The organism is Clostridium hydrogeniformans DSM 21757 (genome assembly GCF_000686705.1).
In the GTDB taxonomy this organism is placed as follows: domain Bacteria; phylum Bacillota; class Clostridia; order Clostridiales; family Clostridiaceae; genus Clostridium_Z; species Clostridium_Z hydrogeniformans.
Genome location: NZ_JMLJ01000003.1, coordinates 158,214 through 178,471 on the forward strand (window position 1 = coordinate 158,214; position 20,258 = coordinate 178,471).

Annotated in this window: 20 protein-coding genes and 1 riboswitch; of the genes, 3 read left to right on the forward strand and 17 right to left on the reverse strand. The window is 28.3% G+C overall.

Annotation, left to right across the window (positions count from 1 at the left end):
* Positions 1–26: 26 nt before the first annotated feature.
* Positions 27–1,427 (reverse strand): S41 family peptidase, encoded by a 1,401-nt coding sequence (locus BR69_RS20980; protein ID WP_051623428.1) that lies wholly within the window; start codon positions 1,425–1,427, stop codon positions 27–29.
* A gap of 399 nt (positions 1,428–1,826) precedes the next feature.
* On the opposite strand from BR69_RS20980, the gene BR69_RS19620 reads away from it, so the two are divergent.
* Both BR69_RS19620 and BR69_RS0100700 read left to right on the forward strand, forming a co-directional pair.
* Positions 1,827–2,921, forward strand: coding sequence for a DUF1002 domain-containing protein (locus BR69_RS19620; protein WP_051623429.1), 1,095 nt, complete (start codon positions 1,827–1,829; stop codon positions 2,919–2,921).
* Positions 2,922–3,182: 261 nt separating this feature from the next.
* Positions 3,183–4,094 carry a DMT family transporter gene (locus BR69_RS0100700; protein WP_027631450.1) on the forward strand — a complete coding sequence of 304 codons (912 nt, stop codon included), beginning with the start codon at positions 3,183–3,185 and terminating at the stop codon, positions 4,092–4,094.
* 144 nt (positions 4,095–4,238) lie between these two features.
* Here BR69_RS0100700 and thiE read toward each other — a convergent pair whose 3' ends face one another.
* The 10 genes from thiE to BR69_RS0100750 all read right to left on the reverse strand — a co-directional run bounded on the left by thiE (position 4,239) and on the right by BR69_RS0100750 (position 11,132).
* A complete protein-coding gene (thiE, locus tag BR69_RS0100705; RefSeq protein WP_034849005.1) occupies positions 4,239–4,859 on the reverse strand; it encodes a thiamine phosphate synthase in 621 nt (206 codons plus the stop codon).
* Positions 4,860–4,893: 34 nt separating this feature from the next.
* Positions 4,894–5,679: a hydroxyethylthiazole kinase gene (gene thiM / locus BR69_RS0100710; RefSeq protein ID WP_027631452.1), complete on the reverse strand. Its 786-nt coding sequence runs from the start codon at positions 5,677–5,679 to the stop codon at positions 4,894–4,896.
* Positions 5,679–6,482: a bifunctional hydroxymethylpyrimidine kinase/phosphomethylpyrimidine kinase gene (thiD, locus tag BR69_RS0100715; RefSeq protein ID WP_027631453.1), complete on the reverse strand. Its 804-nt coding sequence runs from the start codon at positions 6,480–6,482 to the stop codon at positions 5,679–5,681. Before thiD ends, thiM begins: the two co-directional genes overlap by 1 nt.
* An 84-nt stretch (positions 6,483–6,566) precedes the next feature.
* Positions 6,567–6,655, reverse strand: a riboswitch (TPP riboswitch).
* 111 nt (positions 6,656–6,766) lie between these two features.
* A complete protein-coding gene (locus BR69_RS0100720; RefSeq protein WP_027631454.1) occupies positions 6,767–7,156 on the reverse strand; it encodes an HsmA family protein in 390 nt (129 codons plus the stop codon).
* A gap of 6 nt (positions 7,157–7,162) precedes the next feature.
* The gene (locus BR69_RS0100725) at positions 7,163–7,594 is read right to left on the reverse strand and encodes a MarR family winged helix-turn-helix transcriptional regulator (protein WP_027631455.1); all 432 of its coding nucleotides are present in this window, start codon (positions 7,592–7,594) and stop codon (positions 7,163–7,165) included.
* Between the two features lie 446 nt (positions 7,595–8,040).
* Positions 8,041–8,856: an ABC transporter permease subunit gene (locus BR69_RS0100730; RefSeq protein WP_027631456.1), complete on the reverse strand. Its 816-nt coding sequence runs from the start codon at positions 8,854–8,856 to the stop codon at positions 8,041–8,043.
* 1 nt (position 8,857) lies between these two features.
* Positions 8,858–9,745, reverse strand: coding sequence for an ABC transporter ATP-binding protein (locus tag BR69_RS0100735; protein ID WP_027631457.1), 888 nt, complete (start codon positions 9,743–9,745; stop codon positions 8,858–8,860).
* A gap of 18 nt (positions 9,746–9,763) precedes the next feature.
* Positions 9,764–10,201 (reverse strand): DUF3021 family protein, encoded by a 438-nt coding sequence (locus tag BR69_RS0100740; protein ID WP_027631458.1) that lies wholly within the window; start codon positions 10,199–10,201, stop codon positions 9,764–9,766.
* Between the two features lie 13 nt (positions 10,202–10,214).
* The gene (locus BR69_RS0100745; RefSeq protein ID WP_027631459.1) at positions 10,215–10,652 is read right to left on the reverse strand and encodes a LytTR family DNA-binding domain-containing protein; all 438 of its coding nucleotides are present in this window, start codon (positions 10,650–10,652) and stop codon (positions 10,215–10,217) included.
* Between the two features lie 315 nt (positions 10,653–10,967).
* Complete coding sequence (locus tag BR69_RS0100750) at positions 10,968–11,132, reverse strand: zinc-ribbon domain-containing protein (protein WP_027631460.1); 165 nt, start codon at positions 11,130–11,132, stop codon at positions 10,968–10,970.
* Positions 11,133–11,766: 634 nt separating this feature from the next.
* Here BR69_RS0100750 and BR69_RS0100755 point away from each other — a divergent pair.
* A complete protein-coding gene (locus BR69_RS0100755) occupies positions 11,767–13,773 on the forward strand; it encodes a methyl-accepting chemotaxis protein (protein WP_027631461.1) in 2,007 nt (668 codons plus the stop codon).
* A 163-nt stretch (positions 13,774–13,936) separates the two neighbouring features.
* Here the strand turns inward: BR69_RS0100755 and BR69_RS0100760 are convergent, their stop codons facing one another.
* The 6 genes from BR69_RS0100760 to BR69_RS0100785 form a co-directional block, all read right to left on the reverse strand.
* Positions 13,937–14,320 carry an alpha-crystallin domain-containing protein gene (locus BR69_RS0100760; protein ID WP_027631462.1) on the reverse strand — a complete coding sequence of 128 codons (384 nt, stop codon included), beginning with the start codon at positions 14,318–14,320 and terminating at the stop codon, positions 13,937–13,939.
* Positions 14,321–14,578: 258 nt separating this feature from the next.
* Positions 14,579–15,610, reverse strand: a complete 1,032-nt coding sequence (locus tag BR69_RS0100765; protein ID WP_027631463.1) for a methylcobamide:CoM methyltransferase MtbA — start codon at positions 15,608–15,610, stop codon at positions 14,579–14,581.
* A gap of 12 nt (positions 15,611–15,622) precedes the next feature.
* Positions 15,623–16,282 (reverse strand): corrinoid protein, encoded by a 660-nt coding sequence (locus BR69_RS0100770; protein ID WP_027631464.1) that lies wholly within the window; start codon positions 16,280–16,282, stop codon positions 15,623–15,625.
* Between the two features lie 26 nt (positions 16,283–16,308).
* Positions 16,309–17,175 carry a uroporphyrinogen decarboxylase family protein gene (locus BR69_RS0100775; protein ID WP_051623430.1) on the reverse strand — a complete coding sequence of 289 codons (867 nt, stop codon included), beginning with the start codon at positions 17,173–17,175 and terminating at the stop codon, positions 16,309–16,311.
* A 16-nt stretch (positions 17,176–17,191) separates the two neighbouring features.
* Complete coding sequence (locus tag BR69_RS0100780; protein WP_027631466.1) at positions 17,192–18,919, reverse strand: ASKHA domain-containing protein; 1,728 nt, start codon at positions 18,917–18,919, stop codon at positions 17,192–17,194.
* A 245-nt stretch (positions 18,920–19,164) separates the two neighbouring features.
* Complete coding sequence (locus BR69_RS0100785) at positions 19,165–20,256, reverse strand: ABC transporter permease (protein WP_027631467.1); 1,092 nt, start codon at positions 20,254–20,256, stop codon at positions 19,165–19,167.
* Between the last annotated feature and the right edge of the window lie 2 nt (positions 20,257–20,258).

Genomic DNA, 20,258 nt, shown 5'->3' on the forward strand with positions numbered 1-20,258 from the left:
TTATTATTTTTTACTAAGGAAAGGATTTAATTCAATGAAATATTTGTAACTTCCTTAAGTTTTTCAACTTGAGGATCTTTATCATTAATAATATCTTCTATAGTAGTATTTACAATAATATCTGGACTCATATAAGTTTCATTATTTTTACTCTTATCTGCCCTATAAAACCTCTTATAAGAAACTGATAGTATAAATTTCCCCTTAGGACTTTGACACATTATGATGTCTCCATAACAACTTGGAGCATTTCCTGTAGGTTCACCAATAATTGTTCCAATGTTATTATCCTTAATTGTCATAGCAAAATCATTAGCAGAACTAAAAGTTTTATTAGAGGTTAATACATAGGTTTTTCCATTAAATAATAAGGTATTATCTTTAACCTTTTTATTTTTATCATTTGATCCACTAAATTCTTTATAACCGAAGTTTTTCAGATGACCATTTTGATCTGAAGCATACTTAGAAAACCTTATATATGTTCCACTAAAAACTTTATAATCATCTATATTTAAGTAGCTTATAAAACTATTTATTACCTTAGAATTTCCACCAGTGTTATTTCTTAAATCCACAGCTATATTTTCTATTTTATTATCCCTTACTTCCTTAAAAAAACTCTCTAACTTATTATTATATTCTCCATTATTTTCACAAGAGTTTAATGTAAATATCCCTAAAGAGTTTTCTTTATATATATTATAATATGCTAATTTTTTATCTTCCTTTTCTCTATAATTCTCCTCTAACTTAATCTTACTTACTATAGTTTCTTCTCCTCTTTTTACTTTAACTTTTACATCCTCATTATTATGGATTAAATTTAGATGCTTAAGAAAAAATTCATCTAAGATATACTTTTCTCCAATTACCTTAACCCAATAAATATTTTCTGCTGGAATTATCTTCTCCAATTCTTTTAGAATATCCTCTATAGTTTCGTCTCCAATACTAATTATCTCATCTCCTTTATTTAATGTGCCGCTAGAAGACGTAATATAAAGTCCATCATAAAGCCATTTAATTTTTAGCTTTAATCCCCTATTATTCTCATTTTTACTTAAAGAGAGACTAGTATGAGCATCCTTAAATGAAGTAACTATTTCATTTGCTAAAAAATAAAAATCTTGTGCTTCCATAGGAACTTTTATTTTTATATATATATTCTCAATAAGTTCCTCTTGCTCTTTAGTAAATCCATTATAGGTTTTAGGATGTATCTTTTTAAGTCTCTCAACTATAAAATCTAAGTCTTCCTTCATATCTTCAACTGATAGAACTTCATCCCCTTTTATAGAATCACCTATTTCCGGTAAAGAACCCTCAATAGAAAATCCTGAATTATATGCATATAAAAATACTAAAGAGAAAATTACAATTAATATTATTAATACCCACCTTATTACTTTCTTATATCTTCTCACAGGCCCACTCCTTCTTAATCCCATATTATACATATATTGTATCATTATTTTGTTTTTTATATAGATACTTATAAGAATCTTAGGACTGTCTGGTTACCTTCTTTAATATAAAATACTACTAAAAACTATAATTTAATATATTCAATATGGTTTGTAATATTATTTAAACTTCTTTCTATTTCCTACTATGCTATAATATACAACATAGTAGAAAAATCTAATATATCCTGTGGGTAAAAACTATACTGCTTTACTTATGAACCTTTTGTAGTAAATAATACCTACATAGGAATAGATAACTTTTAGCTTAAAATTTAATTATCATTAATCCTTACAAGGATAAACTAAAGTTAACTACTTAAATTTTTCTTAATAACAAAACATAAAGGAGATTACAAAATGAAGTTTAAAAAGACTTTAAGTAAAATTTTACTTATTTTATTTACTATAACCTTACTGGGAAGCCTCCCTTCTAAAAAAGCCCATGCTGATGCATTTAAGGTAGTTACTTTAGGTGCTGATTTAACTAAAGAGCAAAAAGAAGACATGCTTAAATATTTTGGAGTGGATAGAAAAGAAGCCAATGTTCTTGAGGTTACCATAGATGAAGAGGAAAAATACTTAAAAGGAGTAGCTTCTTCAAAACAACTAGGTACAAGATCCATATCAAGCTCCTTTGTAGAACCTACATCTAGTGGTGGTCTAAAAATATCCACTAATAATATTTACTGGGTTACTGAGGGAATGATAAGGAATGCTCTAATCACCGCTGGTATTAAAAATGCTGAAGTTAAGGCTTCTGCTCCATTTAATGTGTCTGGTACTGCTGCTCTTACTGGAATATTAAAAGGATTTGAAAACAGTAAAAAAGGTGAAAAAATAGATGAAGATAAAAAGAAAGCTGCAAACCAAGAAATAGTAGTTACTGGAGACTTAGGAGAAAAAATAGGACAAGATGATGCAGCTAATTTAATAAATGAGATAAAAAAAGATGTAGTTAAAGAAAAACCTAAAAATGAAAAAGAAATTGAAAAAATAGTAAAAAAAGAAACTAAAAATCACTCAAAATTAAATGATGATGATGTTAAAACTATTACTGAGCTTATGGATAAAATCAATAAATTAGACTTAAACTTTAAAGATATTAAGGATCAATTAAATCAGGTTACCAAAGATTTAAAGGACAAATTAACTAGTGAGGAAGCTAAAGGCTTTTTCTCTAAGATAGGAAACTTTTTCTCTAATGCCTGGGATTCTATAACAGATTTCTTTAGTGATCTTTTTTCTAGTAATAGTGAAGAAAAAGAAGATACCTCAAAGGTGAAAGAGGAGAATACCTCTAAAAACAAGGAGTCATCTAATACTCCTAAAGAAAATAACAATAAAGCTTCTAATGATGAAGGTTCTAAAGATACTACTAATAACAAGACTTCTAATAATGAAAACACTAAAGATAATAAGTTAGAGGAAAATACTAATAAAAATAAACAATAGATTTTATATTTTCAATAAATCTATATAATAAATACATCTATATAATAAAAAATCACCAGTGGACTCTTCTAAGTTTACTGGTGGTTTTTTATTGCTTAGATCTATATACCTTGTAATAGATTAATTATTCTTATAAAAATAGTAAATATTTTATCCCTTAACTTATTGACATAAATACACTTACTTAGGTAATCTATTAATTGTGATTAAAAGCTTTTCATAAGGCTTAATACCACTAATTATTTTTTAAGGGGGATTACCATGAAAAACAAGGGGTGCTTTTTAATTGCTATAGCTGGGGTTTTGTGGGGAACCATTGGAATTTTTGTTGATGGACTTATACAAAAAGGTTTAACTCCAGAGCAAGTTGCTTTTACAAGATTATTTTTAGGATTTATAATATTATCTTTATACTCCTTATTTACTATTCCAGAAGCTTTAAAAATAAATAAATCTTCTCTTTTGTATTCCATACTTATAGGTTTTATATGCCAAGCTGCCTTTAATTTCTTCTATTTTAATGCAATAAATAAAATTGGCGTTTCTGTATCTGCAGTACTTTTATATACCTCACCTTTATTTGTAGCTTTATTTTCAAGTATTGTATATAAAGAAAGAATAGATAAAAGAAAAAAAATTTCTTTATGTGTATGTTTTATAGGAGCAATTGTAGCTGTCACTGGTGGAGTTTTTGATTTCTCTTCTCTAAATCTTTTAGGAATCTTCCTTGGTATAGGGTCAAGTATAACCTATGCTCTAATGCCTATAATAAGTAAAGGTGCCTTAAATAATTGCAAAAGTCTAACACTTATAATCTATGGTTTTTTATTTGGTGCCCTATTTATGACTCCTTTAGCAAAGCCATGGAATATGACACATTACCTGGGAAATACTTCTACCATACTCCTTATGCTTGGACTTGGCTTAATACCAGCTTCCCTAGCTTACATATTCTATCTATCAGGTATAGAGACAGGAATAGATCTATCAATAGTAGGAATTATAAGTTCAGTAGAACTAGTTATATCTGCAATCCTAGGTTGGACTATAGTTGGCGAAGACTTTTCCATAGTTAAATTTTTAGGGTTATGCTTTATGATAGCATCTGCTATTATGGTTAAATCTTCTGAAAATGAAAACTTAGATATAAATACTGCTACTGAGACCACATAAAAATTTACTTTAAGCTTTAAAGTAAACTTACTATATTAAATAACCATATATTAAAAGCTTAATATATTAAATTCTACAATTAAAAAAGTATCTATGAATTTAAGACTAATTCATAGATACTTTTCTATATATCACCTTATTATGCTATTCTCTAATAGCTTTATTCCATTTTATACATTCACTATATACGTCCTCAGCTCCTAATATAGCAGATATTACTGCATATCCATCTAATCCATAATTAAATGTTTTCTGTATATTACCTAAGTTTAATCCTCCTATTCCCACCATAGGTAAACCTACATCCTCTTTTATTTTTTTTACTTCCTCTTTTTTTACATTCTTTGCATCTAATTTAGTGGTAGTTGAAAATATAGCTCCTACTCCTAAATAATCAGCTCCATCTTCTTTTGCCCTCATAGCTTCCTCTATAGTTCTAGCAGATACCCCTAAAATCTTATCTTTTCCTATTAATCTTCTTACCTCTTTGGCTGGTATATCCTTCTGCCCTACATGGACCCCATCTGCATCCACAAGAAGAGCTATATCTACTCTATCATTAATTATAAGTGGTATATTATATTTTTTAGTTAACTTTCTAAGATTATAAGCCTTTTCTAAAAATTCTTTTCCTAAGGCATCTTTTTCCCTTAGCTGAATCATAGTTACTCCACCCTTTATAGAGTCTTCTATAACCTTATAAAAGTCTCTTCCCTTTAACATATCTGAATCTGTAACTAAATAAAGTTCTAATTTTTCTTTCATTATTATCCCTCCTTTAAAGTATTCTCCTATTCTTTTATATAAGTTCAACCTTGCTATAACTTTCTATCTTTTCTTTAGTTAATCCATAAACTGTATCCATTAATTTTACTTTAAAGCTTCCAAGTGCTATATCATCCTTATCACTAATTTCACCACTTAGGGACATAGTAAGAATCCCCATTGCTGCAGCCTCTAAAATATTTTCTGTACACCCTAAATAACTTCCTATAAGACTTCCAGTCATACAGCCTGTCCCAGTTATTCCTTTAAGTTTTTGTGTACCATTATATATTTTTATTATCTTTTCTCCATCACTTAAAATATCTATTTTTCCTGTAGCCACTACTACACAACCTAATTTTAACGCTACCTTCTTTATAACCTCTTCTTCAGCCTCCTCATCATCAAAGGAGTCCACACCCTGTCCTTTTACATCAAAGCCACCTATATACTTTATCTCTGCTACATTTCCCTTTATAACAGAAAACTTTACCTCATTAAGAAGCTTATTAGTAAAGTCACTTCTAGTCTTAGTAGCAAAAACCCCAACAGGATCTAAGACTAAGGGTTTATTATATTTATTAGCTGCTTTTCCCGCCTTTATAAATAACTCTAAGTACTCTGAATTCATAGTTCCTATATTTATAATTACTGAACTAGATACCTTAACTATTTCTTCTACCTCTTCATAGGAATAACTCATTAAAGGACTAGCCCCTAAGGCTAATGTTATGTTAGCACAATCATTTATTGTAACCTGATTAGTATAATGAAGTACTAGTGGATTTATTTCCTTAACCTTATTTATTAAGTCATACATTATTTTCCCTCCTGAAATCTATAAAAATGATGAACGGGTCCTACTCCATGTCCTATATCAAAACTATTTTTAATTGCTTCAGTTATATATACCTTACTAAGTCCTACCGCTTCTTCTATTTCGTAGCCTAGCGCTAAATGAGAAGCTATGGCTGAGGATAATGTACAACCTGTACCATGAGTATTTTTTCTATCTAATCTTTCTGATTTATAAACCTTAAAGGTATCTTTTCCTATGAGAACATCTACTGCCTCTCCTTCTAAGTGACCTCCCTTCATAAGTACATACTTAGGTCCAAGTTCTAAGATTTTTTCTCCTGCTTTTTTCATATGCTCTAAATTTTCTATGTGGATACCTGTTATTTCCTCTGCCTCTAGTGTATTAGGGGTTATTATGTAAGCCATTGGGATAAGATATTTTATTAAATTTTCTTTAGCCTCTGGCTTTAAAAGTGAATATCCACTTTTAGATATCATAACTGGGTCTACTACTAAATACTTAGTGTTATATTTCTTAAGGGTATATACAATTTCTTTTATTATATAAGGACTAGATACCATTCCTATTTTTACAGCCTTAGGAGGGATATCCTCAAAAACTACTTCTATTTGTTTTTTTATAATCTCATTACTTAGGTCTTCAACTAAAAATACTCCCTTTGTATTTTGAGCTGTTATAGCTGTTATAACACTCATACCATAGGTTCCAAGAGCACTAAAGGTTTTAAGATCTGCTTGAATTCCGGCTCCACCTGATGAATCAGATCCTGCTATAGTAAGTGTAGGTATTCTATAGTTCTTCATATAAATTCTCCCCTTTTTATAAAAAATAAAAAAGCTATATTCTAGCATAGAATATAGCTTTTAGTACTATCTTACAAATATAAAAAATGTATTTAAATGCTTTCCTACGCTGGTATTATCCAGATCAGGTACAAGGGTATATCTCAGCCTATTAGGCACCCCTAGCTTTATATTTTATTTTATACTTATATTATAAAGTATTATAAAAATTATACAAGTAAATATATATTATTTTCTAGTATATATAAAAAAGTTCATAAAATTTCAAACTATAAATTAAATTTTTAATGTGACATTCCAATAAATACTCCAATGAAATAAGGAATAAGCCATATAAGCCATACTATCATACTAAATTTATGGAAAAATAATTTCTTCTCCTCATTTCCCTTATATAATACAAAAGTTGCCCAGACTGCATGTATAAGCATTAATATAATAGCTAGTGCTCCTGTAATTCCATGTAATCCTCCTGTAAATATTCCTCCATTAGATTCTTTAGCTATAATACTCATAGATGTGGTTCCTATGGTATCACAAAGTAATCCTATCCAGAATATAATCACATGCTTCTTTTTAAGACTTCCTTCTTTTTTCTCTCCAAATACTCCAATGGTATAAAAAATTAATGCAGCAGTTATTGTAACAATAGCAAATATTAATAATCCATTCATTTATTATCACTCCTCAAGCTTTTCTAATATATGTTTTAGGTTCTTAGCTATTTCAATTAATTCTTCCTCGCTGGTGTTTTTGAACATAGTGTTAAAATTCTCATTAATGGTAGTTCTAAATTTTTTTGCAAATTCTAATCCTTCTTTTCCGAACCTTACATAGGTATTTCTCATATCTTCTTTATGCTTAACTTTTTCTATATATCCTATTTTTTCCATTCTATTAATTATACCTGACACTGTTCCCTTAGCTAAGCTCATAGCTTCACATAACTCTGATATTGTCATTTCCTTGTTATGAGCGATTAATTTTATAACTATTATTTGCTGGTGGGTAAGCCCACTTTCCTTAAGATTATCCCCAACTAAAGCCATAGTTTTAGAATATATCTCCCTAATTAACATTGCTATTTCAAAAGCACTAAAATTGTTACTCATATACTTCACCTCTAAAAGTTCTTATACAAACTAATTCTAATACTTTATTCATATGCTGTCAATTTATAGCTATAATCTAAAATTTATTATGGCCTAAAGCCCTAATATAGATTATAGAAACTTATAGGATAATTGCTTTAAATTATAACTTTTAATCTATGTCTAGGTTTAATGAGATTTTCACTATAAAATAAGTTTCTACGCAAACTATTTAGAACTTTTATAGATTTAGAAGAATTAATTATAGTAGTTTATTAGTTCCTATGCAAACCATTATACATTCCTAAGTCTTTAATGTCAAACTTTTTACTACTCCATATTATGCCCTTTCTTCCATATTTAAAATAAGGTTATGTTTAGTAATGAATTATATATCTCCTTACCTAACATAACCCTAAGCTAAACTTTTTTCTTTGTTAATTTACCTATTAACTATACTATATATTCTAAATTCTCATATCTTTTTTACTATAGATAACATAGGTACCTATAACTGAAATTATAATAATACCCATACCCATAAATATATAACTTAAATCAAAACCATCTTTAATTAAATTGGATGGGACCGCATATTCAAAGGGTGATAGGTACTTAAAAAATCTTAATCCTTCTTTTAGTTTTCCTATTATCCCTAAAAAGTATGTTACAAAAAATACCCCAATAGCTGTAGGGACTGCTATTTTCGATGACTTAATAATAGTTGATATTAAAAATCCTAGGGCCATAAAAACATATCCTAAAAATGCTAACCCTATAAATATAGTTTTTATATCCATAATAACATCTAAAGCCTTTACATCTTCTGGTATTACCATAAAGGATATGATATTAGTAGCTAATCCCACTATAAATATATAAATATAATATACTATAGCTGAAGCTAGTAGTTTGTAGGTTACTATCCTAGTTCTTGTAATTGGCTTTGAATATAAAAATTCTATAGTTCCTTCAGTCTCTTCCTTTATAAGAGAAGATACTCCAAGTATAGCTCCATATACTCCTCCTGCCATAACTATATATTGCATAGCGTAAGCTAGATACTGAGATATATTTGAAAAATCCATAGTAGATTCTAAATTAAATGCTTCTAATACTGATGGTGGAAGAGCATTTAATTCTGCTCCTACTAATTCTTTCATTCCACTATTTTTCATACTAGGAAATAATGCTATAAATAGTATTACAAGAACACTACATATTAAAGACCATATTAAAGCTGACTTAATTAAATTTTTTATTTCAAACTTTAGTACATTCATCTTATTTATTTCCCTCCTTCTTATAATAATTTAGGAACGTATCCTCAAGACTCTCCTCTTCAATAAGCAAATTATCTATTGTATAGGTACTTAACTCTTTTATAAGCTTGTCTACATTATTTCTATAAATAAAGCAATATTTATTCTCTTCCTTATTTATAACCTTGTAGCACATGCTGAGTATCTTTTCCTCATTTATCCCTTCCCCTTTTAATGTTACCTTAACACCTAATCTCTCATTAGACTCTTTAATATTTAATGTATCAACTATTCGTCCTTCTTTTATTACACATACCCTATCACACAAGTTTTGAACCTCTACTAGGTTGTGAGAAGATAAAAATATAGTTGTTCCCTTAGCTTTTTCTTTTAACAATATGGAGAATAACTTATTTTGCATAATAGGATCAAGTCCATTAGTAGGCTCATCTAAGATTAAAACCTTTGGCTTACCTATAATAGCTTGTGCTATAGCAACTTTTTTCTTATTACCAAGGCTTAATTCTCCCATGGTCTTATTCTTTTCAATATCAAGCTCCTTAATAATATCTTCTATATCCTCCTTATTACTCTCTGGATAAAAAGATGCCGCATAATTTATTAAGTCTAAAACCTTAACATTTTCATAATACTTTACTTCACTAGGAACATACCCTATATGCTTTTTTATTTCCATACTTTCTTTTACTATATCCTTACCTAGGATTGTTCCCCCTCCACTAGTTGGATATATAAAATTCAGAAGAGTTTTTATAGTGGTAGATTTCCCGGCTCCATTAGGTCCAATAAATCCAAAAATCTCTCCCTTCTTAACAGCTATATTTACATCAATTATCCCCCTATGTTTACCATAAGTTTTACTTAAGTTATTTGTTTCAATTACATACATAAAATCTCACCCCTAAGCTTATTTATTTGAAGTTTTATATTTATTAAGCATTTTATTAAACATTTCTCCAGTAGTCCTATAATAAATTGAAAAATATGTGCATGCAGCAATAAAATATATAGTATATATAAAATAAAATATAATAAAGTTTCTAAAGTCTTTTATATTAAACCAATTAAAAAAATATATAAAGCTGATTAATGTTATTAAAATCAATATATAGTGAAATAAGACCTTAATCTTTACAGATAACTTCGGTAATAGCCTGTCATGATAAATTAAATGTTGCATTAAGGTTAAAAGTAACGATAATATCAGCATCTGCCATAAAAAACTTATAGGCATATATTTATTACCTGTTATTAAACTTATAATAAAATAAATAAAGGATCCTCCAGTAAAGAATAATGATACTAGTGCCTTTATATCATATGCTACATCAAAAAACTCCTTCATATTATCCCTCCTTCTAAAAATCCAATTTATTTTTTAAAATTTTCACATACTGTCTAGACACAAATAACTTTTCATCATTCTCTAAAATTGCCTCAACTTTTCCTCCAAATAGAGGAGTTATTATCTTTATTTTAGATAGATTTATAATGGTTGATTTAGATGCCCTAAAAAAATGTGAATTTTTAAATCTTTCTTCTATCTCATATAATCTTAAGTGGGTCTCATAAACTTCTTTTTCTGTATATATAAATGTCTTTTTATTAACGGATTCAAAATAATATATTTCCAAAGTATCAATAACAAAAATTTTACCATTTAAGCTTCCTGTTACCTTCTCTTCTAAACTTTTTAAGGAGGATATTATTTTTATTAACTCTTCATCAAGCTGTCTACAATTAATAATTATTTCAGTGTCTTGAAATTCTTTTTTTTCATTAATTACTATTTTCAAATTATCCCCCTCCTATAACTTATGTTTTTAAAATTAACCTATATAGATATATCACATAAAAATTAAATATAAATTCCACTTAAACTATTAATATAAGCTCACCATATTTTTAGTTCTTAAGTAGTTTATCTATAGTAATATTATATTTTATCCTGTTTTCCTATTCAATTTATTATAACTAAGTTGTAATTTTTACATACTAAGTTGTAATAAAAAATACCTAGAGAAATTTCTCTAAGTATTTTTATAAGTAAAGTCACTCAATATAAAACAAAGGACTATAAGAGAAACTCTTATAGTCCTATAAAATACTAATTACTCGTATCTTCTGTTGTTTCTTTGTTGCTTTCTAGCTCTTCTACAATCAGCACATCTAGTTGGCTCATTTTCGAATCCTTTTTCTTTGTAGAAAGCTTGCTCTCCCTCAGTGAAAACGAACTCATTTCCACAATCTTTACATACTAAATTTTTATCTGCCATTTAAAATTCCTCCTGTTTAAAGACTTTTTCGATTAACTAATCCTTAAACGGAGAAAGTTATTATCTACTTAAGCTTTAATTTTATTTTTGTATCGCTACTATCTAAGATTACCATATTATCTCTTACTATGCAACACCTATTTTAAAATTTTTTTAAATTCAGAAAAAATTTTAATAATGTAAATATACTACGTTATGTAAATATTTACATCCTGTTATCTTCTAATAATATGTATAGTGTTTATCTATAAAATAATGTTACTATTTCATAAGTAAATATTAGCTAAGTATCTCATATTTCCAGTGCTCATAAATTCATTCAATAGGTTTAAATTTATATTCTTAATACATTATTTTAATATTACTAAGGTGTTTATTAAGTGTTTCATATCTCTTTCTATAAATCACTTTAAAATATGTGATAATCTTATACTTCTCACTATTAGAAGCTTTTAAAACCATAAAATTCACATTATAAATAATATGAATTAAATATAATAATACGGTATTTTATATTATTTAAATAAAATTATAAAAAACTCTATTTAAATGTCTAAATTTATATTATTTTATCTAAATTTATGTTAAAAGCTTCCGATAATCAATATCAATACATATGAAAAGAGGGATAGTAATGAAAACTAATAAGGAACGAACCTTAAAACGAGAAATACTTATGCTTTTAGCTTTAACATCCATAATTCCAATATTAATAATAGGAGCTATTAATTTTTATTCTCTTAATAAAACCCTTCGTAATGATTTAGAGAAAATAAACAATAACGGTATAGGAATATTGAAAGAGTCATTAAATAGCAACCATAGGAATAGTATAGGGGATATTAATTACCTTTCTTTAGATCCTAATGCTCAAGGAGTAATTGATAATAAAAATAATGAAATTATGTGGTTTGATAAAAGCTTAAATAACTATGTAACCACTAATGAAGATATAATGTTTGCCTATATGGGAACTAATGATGGAAAATTAATTTCTGCTCCAAAAAGTAATGTAGGTGATAACTATGATCCTAGAACAAGATCTTGGTATTCAGATGCAATAAAAAATCCTTCTACTACCGTAGTATCAGAACCTTATGAGGATTCAAGTACTAAGTCTATGATAATCACTTATTCTAAAGCTGTAAAAAACAAAAATGGTGAAATTCAAGGTGTAGTAGCAATAGATAAAAAGCTTGATAAACTTTCAGATACTGTAAATAGCATAGACCTTGGAAATAAAGCCTTTGCTTCTATCTTAAGTAGTAAAGGAACTATAATTGCTCATAAGGATAAAAACTTAATTGGTAATAATTCTAGCAATACTCCTTGGATAGGAGAAATACAAGACCTAGGAAATAATTTAAGTAAAGACATTGAGATTGATACAGAGTCTTATGCCACTTATAAAAAAGTAGATGAAGAAACTGGCTTGACCATGGTAACTTTTGTTCCTAAAAGTGAAATACTTAATATAGTTTTAAAAGGTATGTTATTATCACTTATTTCTTTTGTTATAATTCTCATATTCACAATAATAATCGCAAAAATATTTACAGATAAGCTAACAAAACCTATTAAAGATGTTGTAGCTATATTGCATAGAATAAAAGATGGAGACTTTACTCATAAACCAATATCAAAGTCTAACTATAATGCAGAAATAAATTCTATGATTAATGGAGTAAACGCCTTAATAGATGATATGTCAGTCCTATTAAAAGGAGTTAAAGAGTCCTCAAATAAGGTTAATGAAGGTTCTGATACTTTATTTGGAGTGATAAGAGAATCAATTCATGTAGGAGAAGAGGTTGCAAAATCTGTACAACAAATTGCAGAGGGAGCTACAGAACAAGCTTCTCAGCTAGAGGAAAGTGTAAACATAGTAAATAGCTTAGAGGATGAAGTTAACAAATCTATAATTAGTTCTAAAGCAATGCTTAAGGTATCTTCAGAGGTTAAAGAATCATCCATAGAAGGATCTTCATCCATAGAAAATCTTAGTGAAAACTATGAAAAAAATAAACAATCTAGTGACACTATATCAAATAAGGTAGATTTACTTTCTAATAAATCAGAAGAAATAAGCCTTATAGTTGATACCATTAAAGCAATAACAGATCAAACAAGCCTCTTAGCTTTAAATGCAAGTATAGAAGCAGCAAGAGCTGGAGAATATGGTCGTGGTTTTGCTGTGGTTGCAGAAGAAGTTAGAAAACTAGCAGAAGAATCAGCAAACTCAGCAACTGAAATAAATAAAGTAATTGAGGAAATAAAGCTAAGTATAAAAGATCTTTATGAAGAAACTCATATTACTAAAAAATTAAATGAAGAAACTAGTAATAGTCTAGAAATAACAAAAGATAAATTCTCTACCATTGAGAATATGATTAATACTTTAGAAAAAAGTATTAAAGAATTTGCTTATTCCTTAGATAAAATAAATGATAATAAAGATATAGTAGTATCTAAAATTTCTGATGTGGCTGCAGTATCTCAAGAAACAGCTGCTACCACTGAAGAAGTAAGTGCTGCCTCTGAGGAACAAGCCTCTGGATTACAAGAGATGGATGTTCAAGCAGAACATCTAAAGGATTATTCTGAAAATCTAAGACTATTAATTGAAAAATTTAAAATCTAAACCTACGGTGTGCCTTAATTAAAAATAATTATATATCCTTGTTTTTAATCATCCATATTATTAAAAGTTTAAAATAAAAACTATGAGTATTTATTAAAATAAAATTGCTCATAGTTTTTATTTTCACCTTAGTATTCTATTATATCTAATAAACCTTCCTTTATTATTTTATTGTATAATCTTTAATCTCTATAAGAGATCTCTTAGTATACTTTATTATTTTAGGAGCTACTAAAGCTAAGTTAAATCCATCAAAATCCACCTTGATTTTATTAACTTCTATTTTAGGTACATAAAATTCTTTAGATACATTGCTAGATTGATTAATTGTAAAGCTTCCTCCAAATCCTCCTCTACTTATTGACTTATTGACCTTTACTGAAATTCTTATATAGTCATTATCGTAATAAATATTTATGTCATCTGAACTTACCCCTGGTAACTTGCCATATATGCAATATTTATCTTGAAACTCTTTCATATTAAACTTAACATTATCATCATTAGATGATTTTGCATTATTATTTTGGGTAAAATTTCCGAACATATAATACTCCTTCTGCAAATCTTTCTATAATATAATCTATTTAAAATTCTTTTCTTTGTACCTGTGTATAAGAAAGTTTCTTTAAAACTTCTTTAAAAATATACTTATAATAAAATTCAGCTACAACTTACATGAATATTTCACTTCCTGTAAATTGTAGCTGAACCTTATTAATAGGATTAGGATTTTTATATTATTAATAAAAATATTTAAACTGTAAACTTCCTAATAATGCTTCAACTTTTAAATATAATCTCATTATATAACCTTAAAAGATAACTTCTTTGCTTCCTCTACCATAACCTTAATATTTTTAAGAGGGGTGGTTGTACCTAAACCACATGCTGGAGATAGTATATCTACTCCATTTTTTATACAATGGATTGATATATTTCTTATTGTTTTCTCCTCCCCTTTACATAGGGTAAGAGTACTAACATTCCCCATAATCGCTCTACCTTTAACATTTTCCTTAACCTCTTTAACACTGGTTATAGAGTCAAAACTTATAGCATCACACTCTAAGTTTTGTAAGATTTTATATACACTTTTTAATTTACCACATATATGAACTATAACTCCACCTTTAGCATAAGGTTTTAGTGCTTTAACTATTTTATTTATATAAAAAATTGCAAATTCATTAAATAACTTTGGTCCTAATATTTCTCCTGTACCACTTGGATCTGATATGGCAATAACCTCTGCTCCAGCCTGAAGCTGTGCTTTCCCAAAAGCTATTAAATTTTCTGTTACAAACTCCATATATTTATGAGCTTCTTCCTTTTTCCTAACCAAATCCTTATAAAAATCTATAGGATCCATAATAGATGAGGCAAGACTTATTGGTCCTGTTATATTAGCTATAACTGGAATATCTAAATCTCTTTCTGAAAGGATTTTTATAGAATCTAAAACAACTTTAACTCTTCCTTTATTTAAATCTATATTAGATAAATTTTTATAATCTGTAATAGAATTAATAGCATACTCAGTTACCCTAGGCTCAATAATCTTATTTCCTAAAGAAACTATAGCTCCCATAGCTTCTGCTTCCACAGTCATACAGAAAGGAACTCCACAGTTTTCAAAGCCTCCATTTTCATACATACTATAAGCTAAATCAGCCATTAACACTGCGTCACTATGAGCCTCCGGCCAGCTTATCTTACTTATATCCATAAGATCTTCTATTATCATGTTCATCATTCCACCTGGACATATACATGGTGGTCTATCTACTACTTCATTTCTAAGAACCTTAAATAATCTTTCCTTGGATGTTAACATACCTAAATCTCCTTAAGCACTTAAGCATTTTTCTCTAACAAGGTTTTTTGCAAGCTTAGCTGCTCTAGAAGCTTCCGGAGCATACCCATCTGCTCCTATTTTATCTGCAAAATTTTGAGATATAGGTCCCCCTCCAACCATAACCACAACATTTTCTCTCATTCCTTCTTGTTTAAGTAAATCCATAACCACCTGCATATTATCCATAGTGGTAGTCATAAGGGTAGACATGCCAACTAAGTTTGCATTAAACTTCCTAGCTTCCTCTACAAACTCATTAGGAGATACATCACGTCCTAAATCTAGAACCTCAAATCCATTAGTTTCTAGCATTATTTTAAAAAGATTCTTTCCTATATCATGGGTATCTCCTTCTACTACCCCTACCACCGCTCTTAGGTTATTATTCTTACTCTCTTTTTGTAATTTAGGTTTTAAAACTTCAAGACCTGCATACATAGCGTCAGAACACATTAAAAGCTCTGGAATATAATACTCTCCTTCTTCGTATAAATCTCCAGCTTCTTTCATTCCCATAGCTAGTCCTTCACTTATAGCTCTAAAAGGTTCTATATTTTCTTCTATACACTTCTCTGATAATTCCTTTGTTTCATCCTCCTCCATGTTAACTACGCTTTCTTTTAAATTAAGTAATAATTCTATATCTTTCATTCTTTCTTCCCCCTGTAAATTTAAGATTATATTTTTAAAACTACCTTATAAGCCACTGATTCCTTTAATAACTTATTGGTACTCTTTATGCATCTTCCTCCTAATATTCTAGTAGAGTCTCCTCTTTCCATAATATTTATTAATCCTTCCCCATAGGTTAATCCATCATCATAGTCTATAGGAACTAAATCTATAAATTCATTATTATATAAGCTTAAAGAGGTAAGTCCACATAAATGAAGTAACCCCTTATACTTTTTACTACCAAACCCTTTTATTATGTTTAATGTACTATTGCCACTAAAATCCATGTATAATTTTTTACCTATGATAGACTCTACACCACTGGAATCACCATAGGATATTATGTCTACGCCTCTTTCCATAGCCTTATTTATATAATCTAAGATCCCTTTCTCTACCTTATCTATTATACTTAAGGCTTTATCTTTATCTTTTCTTAATAATTTATAAAATATCCTAGGATCCATTATAGAAGTAATCACTGTAAAAGGCCCTTCCACCTTTAAAGCTACATATTTTGATTCTTTTTTAAGTTCTTCTATAGCATCTAACACCTGACTTATTCTACCTCTGCTAAAATCTATATCCTTTAAATCATCTATTTCCTCCAAAGAATTTACAGCATATTCTTTAATCCTTGGTAGATATTTTTCATCTCCTAGATTTATCTTTGCTCCAAAAGCTTCTGGTAAAACTGTTAAACAAAAGGGCAAGAAATAAATATAATCATTCTTATATTTATTAAATTCTTTTGATAACTTTACCATAGAATGTTTTTCACTATAAGCCTCTGGAAATGGTATACCTAGCTCTAAAATTTCTTGTGGTATATGTTCATTATCCTCTCCTTGGCATTTAAAATTCTTCAACTTTAGCACCTCTTACTTAATTAAAATTTAAAGCTTCTACAAAGTATTTCTGGAAATAATCCTTACTACTTAAATCTACTACTTCTACCCTATTTTTTATTTCAAGAATCTCTAAAAACTTTTCTCTATTTAACAAGGCTATTCTTGCCCCCTCCACTGAAGAGTTTCCTACAAACTTCATACCGCCCTTAAATCCCTTAGGTATTATACCTACTGTTCTTATACTTTCCTCTTTTAGATGATATCCAAAGGATCCAGCTATTATCACCTGGTCTATCCCTTCTATATTAGAGTCTAATTCTTTTAAAAGCATATTTATCCCTGAAGCTATGGCCCCTTTAGCTAATTGTATTTGTCTTATATCCTTTTGAGAAATATATATTTCATCTGTTATATAAAATTTTTTATCCCTAACCCTACTACTTAACTCTTCTCTAATATTCTTAGAAAATCTTCCACTTGGTTCTATTATTCCAAAGTTTATAAGAGCTGAGGTTATATCTAAAAGTCCACTTCCACATATCCCTCTTGGCTCTACATCTCCTATTGTAGAATAGGAGAAATTAAAGTTTTCATCTATGGAAAACTCTTCTATGGCTCCATTTTCTGCCCTCATACCACAGCTTATGTTCATTCCTTCAAGAGCTGGTCCTGCTGCAGTAGAAGTTGCAAAAAGCTTTCCATCCTTTAATAAAACTATTTCTCCATTAGTTCCAATATCTATAAATAACACTGATTTATAGTTTTCTATATCTATAGCTACTAGTCCACTGGTAATATCAGCCCCTAGGTAAGCAGATATAGAAGGAAGTATGGTTACAACTCCATTAGGATTTATTTTAATATTTAATTCCTCAGGACTTAAATCAAGACTATCTAAAAACACTGCTTTATAAGGAGACTTAGCTATTGATGTTGGGTTTACTCCAAGTAACATATGTAGCATAGTAGTGTTCGCTGATACAACCATACTATATATATCATTGTTACTAAGGTTGTCCATTAATAGCTCCCCTATTAGTTCATTTATTTTATCTATAATTGTCTTCTGAAGCTTGTATACACCATCCTCTTCCTCCATGGCAAAGCTTATTCTAGATATAACATCTCCTCCAAATACAGTTTGTGGATTTAATGCTGAAGTCTTTTTAATAACCTTTCCTGTTTTTAAATCTAAAAGATATAGAGACATTCCTGTAGTTCCTATGTCTAATGCTAATCCTAGAATGTCTTTTTTTTCTTTTACTAACTCTATAATAGTGTCTTCAAAAACTATTCCATAAAAATTATCCTTATGATTTTTACATATGTTTCCTAATGCTTTAATTACCTCCATATTCTTTACTTTAAGATTTAAAGAATCCATATAACTTTTTATATCACTTAAATCTATTTCTTTAAAACTCTTAATATGTACTCTACTATTTACCTCTACTTCTAAGGAATAACCTTCATTTATAGTTTTTAGAGCTTTATTCTCATCTATTAAAAACTCTACTTTAATATCTTCATTAATTCTTGTAACACAGGTTAATCTTTCATTATTATTTTTTAAAAATTTTCTTTCCTCTTCCTTAGGTTCTGATTTTAGGCCATATACCCTTACCTTGCACTTACCACATAATCCCTTAGAGTTACATGGTGTTTCTAATTTAAAATCGTTTTCTCTTATAACATCTATAAGTAACCTATTATTTTCAACTTCTATCTCTTTATCATATTGACTAAAATAAACCTTGTACATAATTCCTCCATGTAAAAACCTTTATATAACTTTATATTATTGCAAAATAAAATTCTATACAATTAATATGCTGTATTGTAATAAAATCCATAGCATCTATAGATTTTTGTAATACTTGTTTTTGTTTACTTTCTTATTTCTATAAAGATAAAAACTCTATGTAGTAGGATTTTCTCCCCTACTCCATAGAGTCTTTCTTGAGTTTAGTACCTATTAAATTAAAACCAATTTTTTTCCTTACTAACTTACTTTTTAGCAAAGGTTGAATATTTAATACTCCCTGCACTAAAAAATGTTAAAGATATAAGTATTAACACAAATGCATTAGGAAATATCACTGACTTTTCTATACTTCCAAGAGCCCAGTAAAATGGAGTAAATTTATTTAACATAACCACCATCTGTGGGATTTTAGTGGATGTTTCTCCCACTATGCCCATAAAATATAAGAAAAACATAACAATAGATATCATGGTTATAACCAAGTTTCCAATCTCTGCACTCTTAAATATTCTACTAATCATTACTCCAAGGCTTATTGATACCATACTCATTAAAGCAATATTTAAAATTAATATTCCAAAATTCTCAAAGCTAAAATTAAAAACTACTTTCATAAATATAAAGGAAGCTGTATACATTATTACCTGTGTAATAATCATTGATATATAGATACTTCCCATTATTTCATATCCACTATTATTAGTAGATAAAAATCTTTCTAATATTTTTTCTTTTCTTAAACCTAGTAAGTCAGAACTTATAGAAGAAGAAAAGGTAACTAAGAAAAACATTATAAGAACTATAGGCATAAACCCTTCCGAACTTAATAATCCTTCTTTTACATTATATTTAACTCCTAAAATGTTTTTATCTAAGTCCTTTTCATTATTTACTATATTATTATCCTCTAGAATTTTAAACTTTAAAAATTTATTTATCTTATCTTCTATTTTTGATTCAAATAAAAAGGTGTTATTTCCTTCTTCAAGCTTATATGATTTAATAGTTGGTTTTATACTTTTACTTAAATTCTCTGTAAAATTTTCTGGTATTTCATATACAGAAACAACATTATAATTTTTTAAATCTTCTAAGCCCTCTTCTATATTATCATAAGATTTCTTTAATCCTAATTCCTCTATAAATTTACTTCCTAAACTTCCCTTATCTAAATTCACTATAGAAACCTTTGCATCTAATCCTTCTTTAGTATTATTCATTAAGAAATTCATTAAGGACACACATGCTATAGGAAGAATAAACATTAAAATTATATTTTTATAATCTTTAAAATACCTTTTACAGTTAACCCATATCATTGTTAAGAATTTCATGA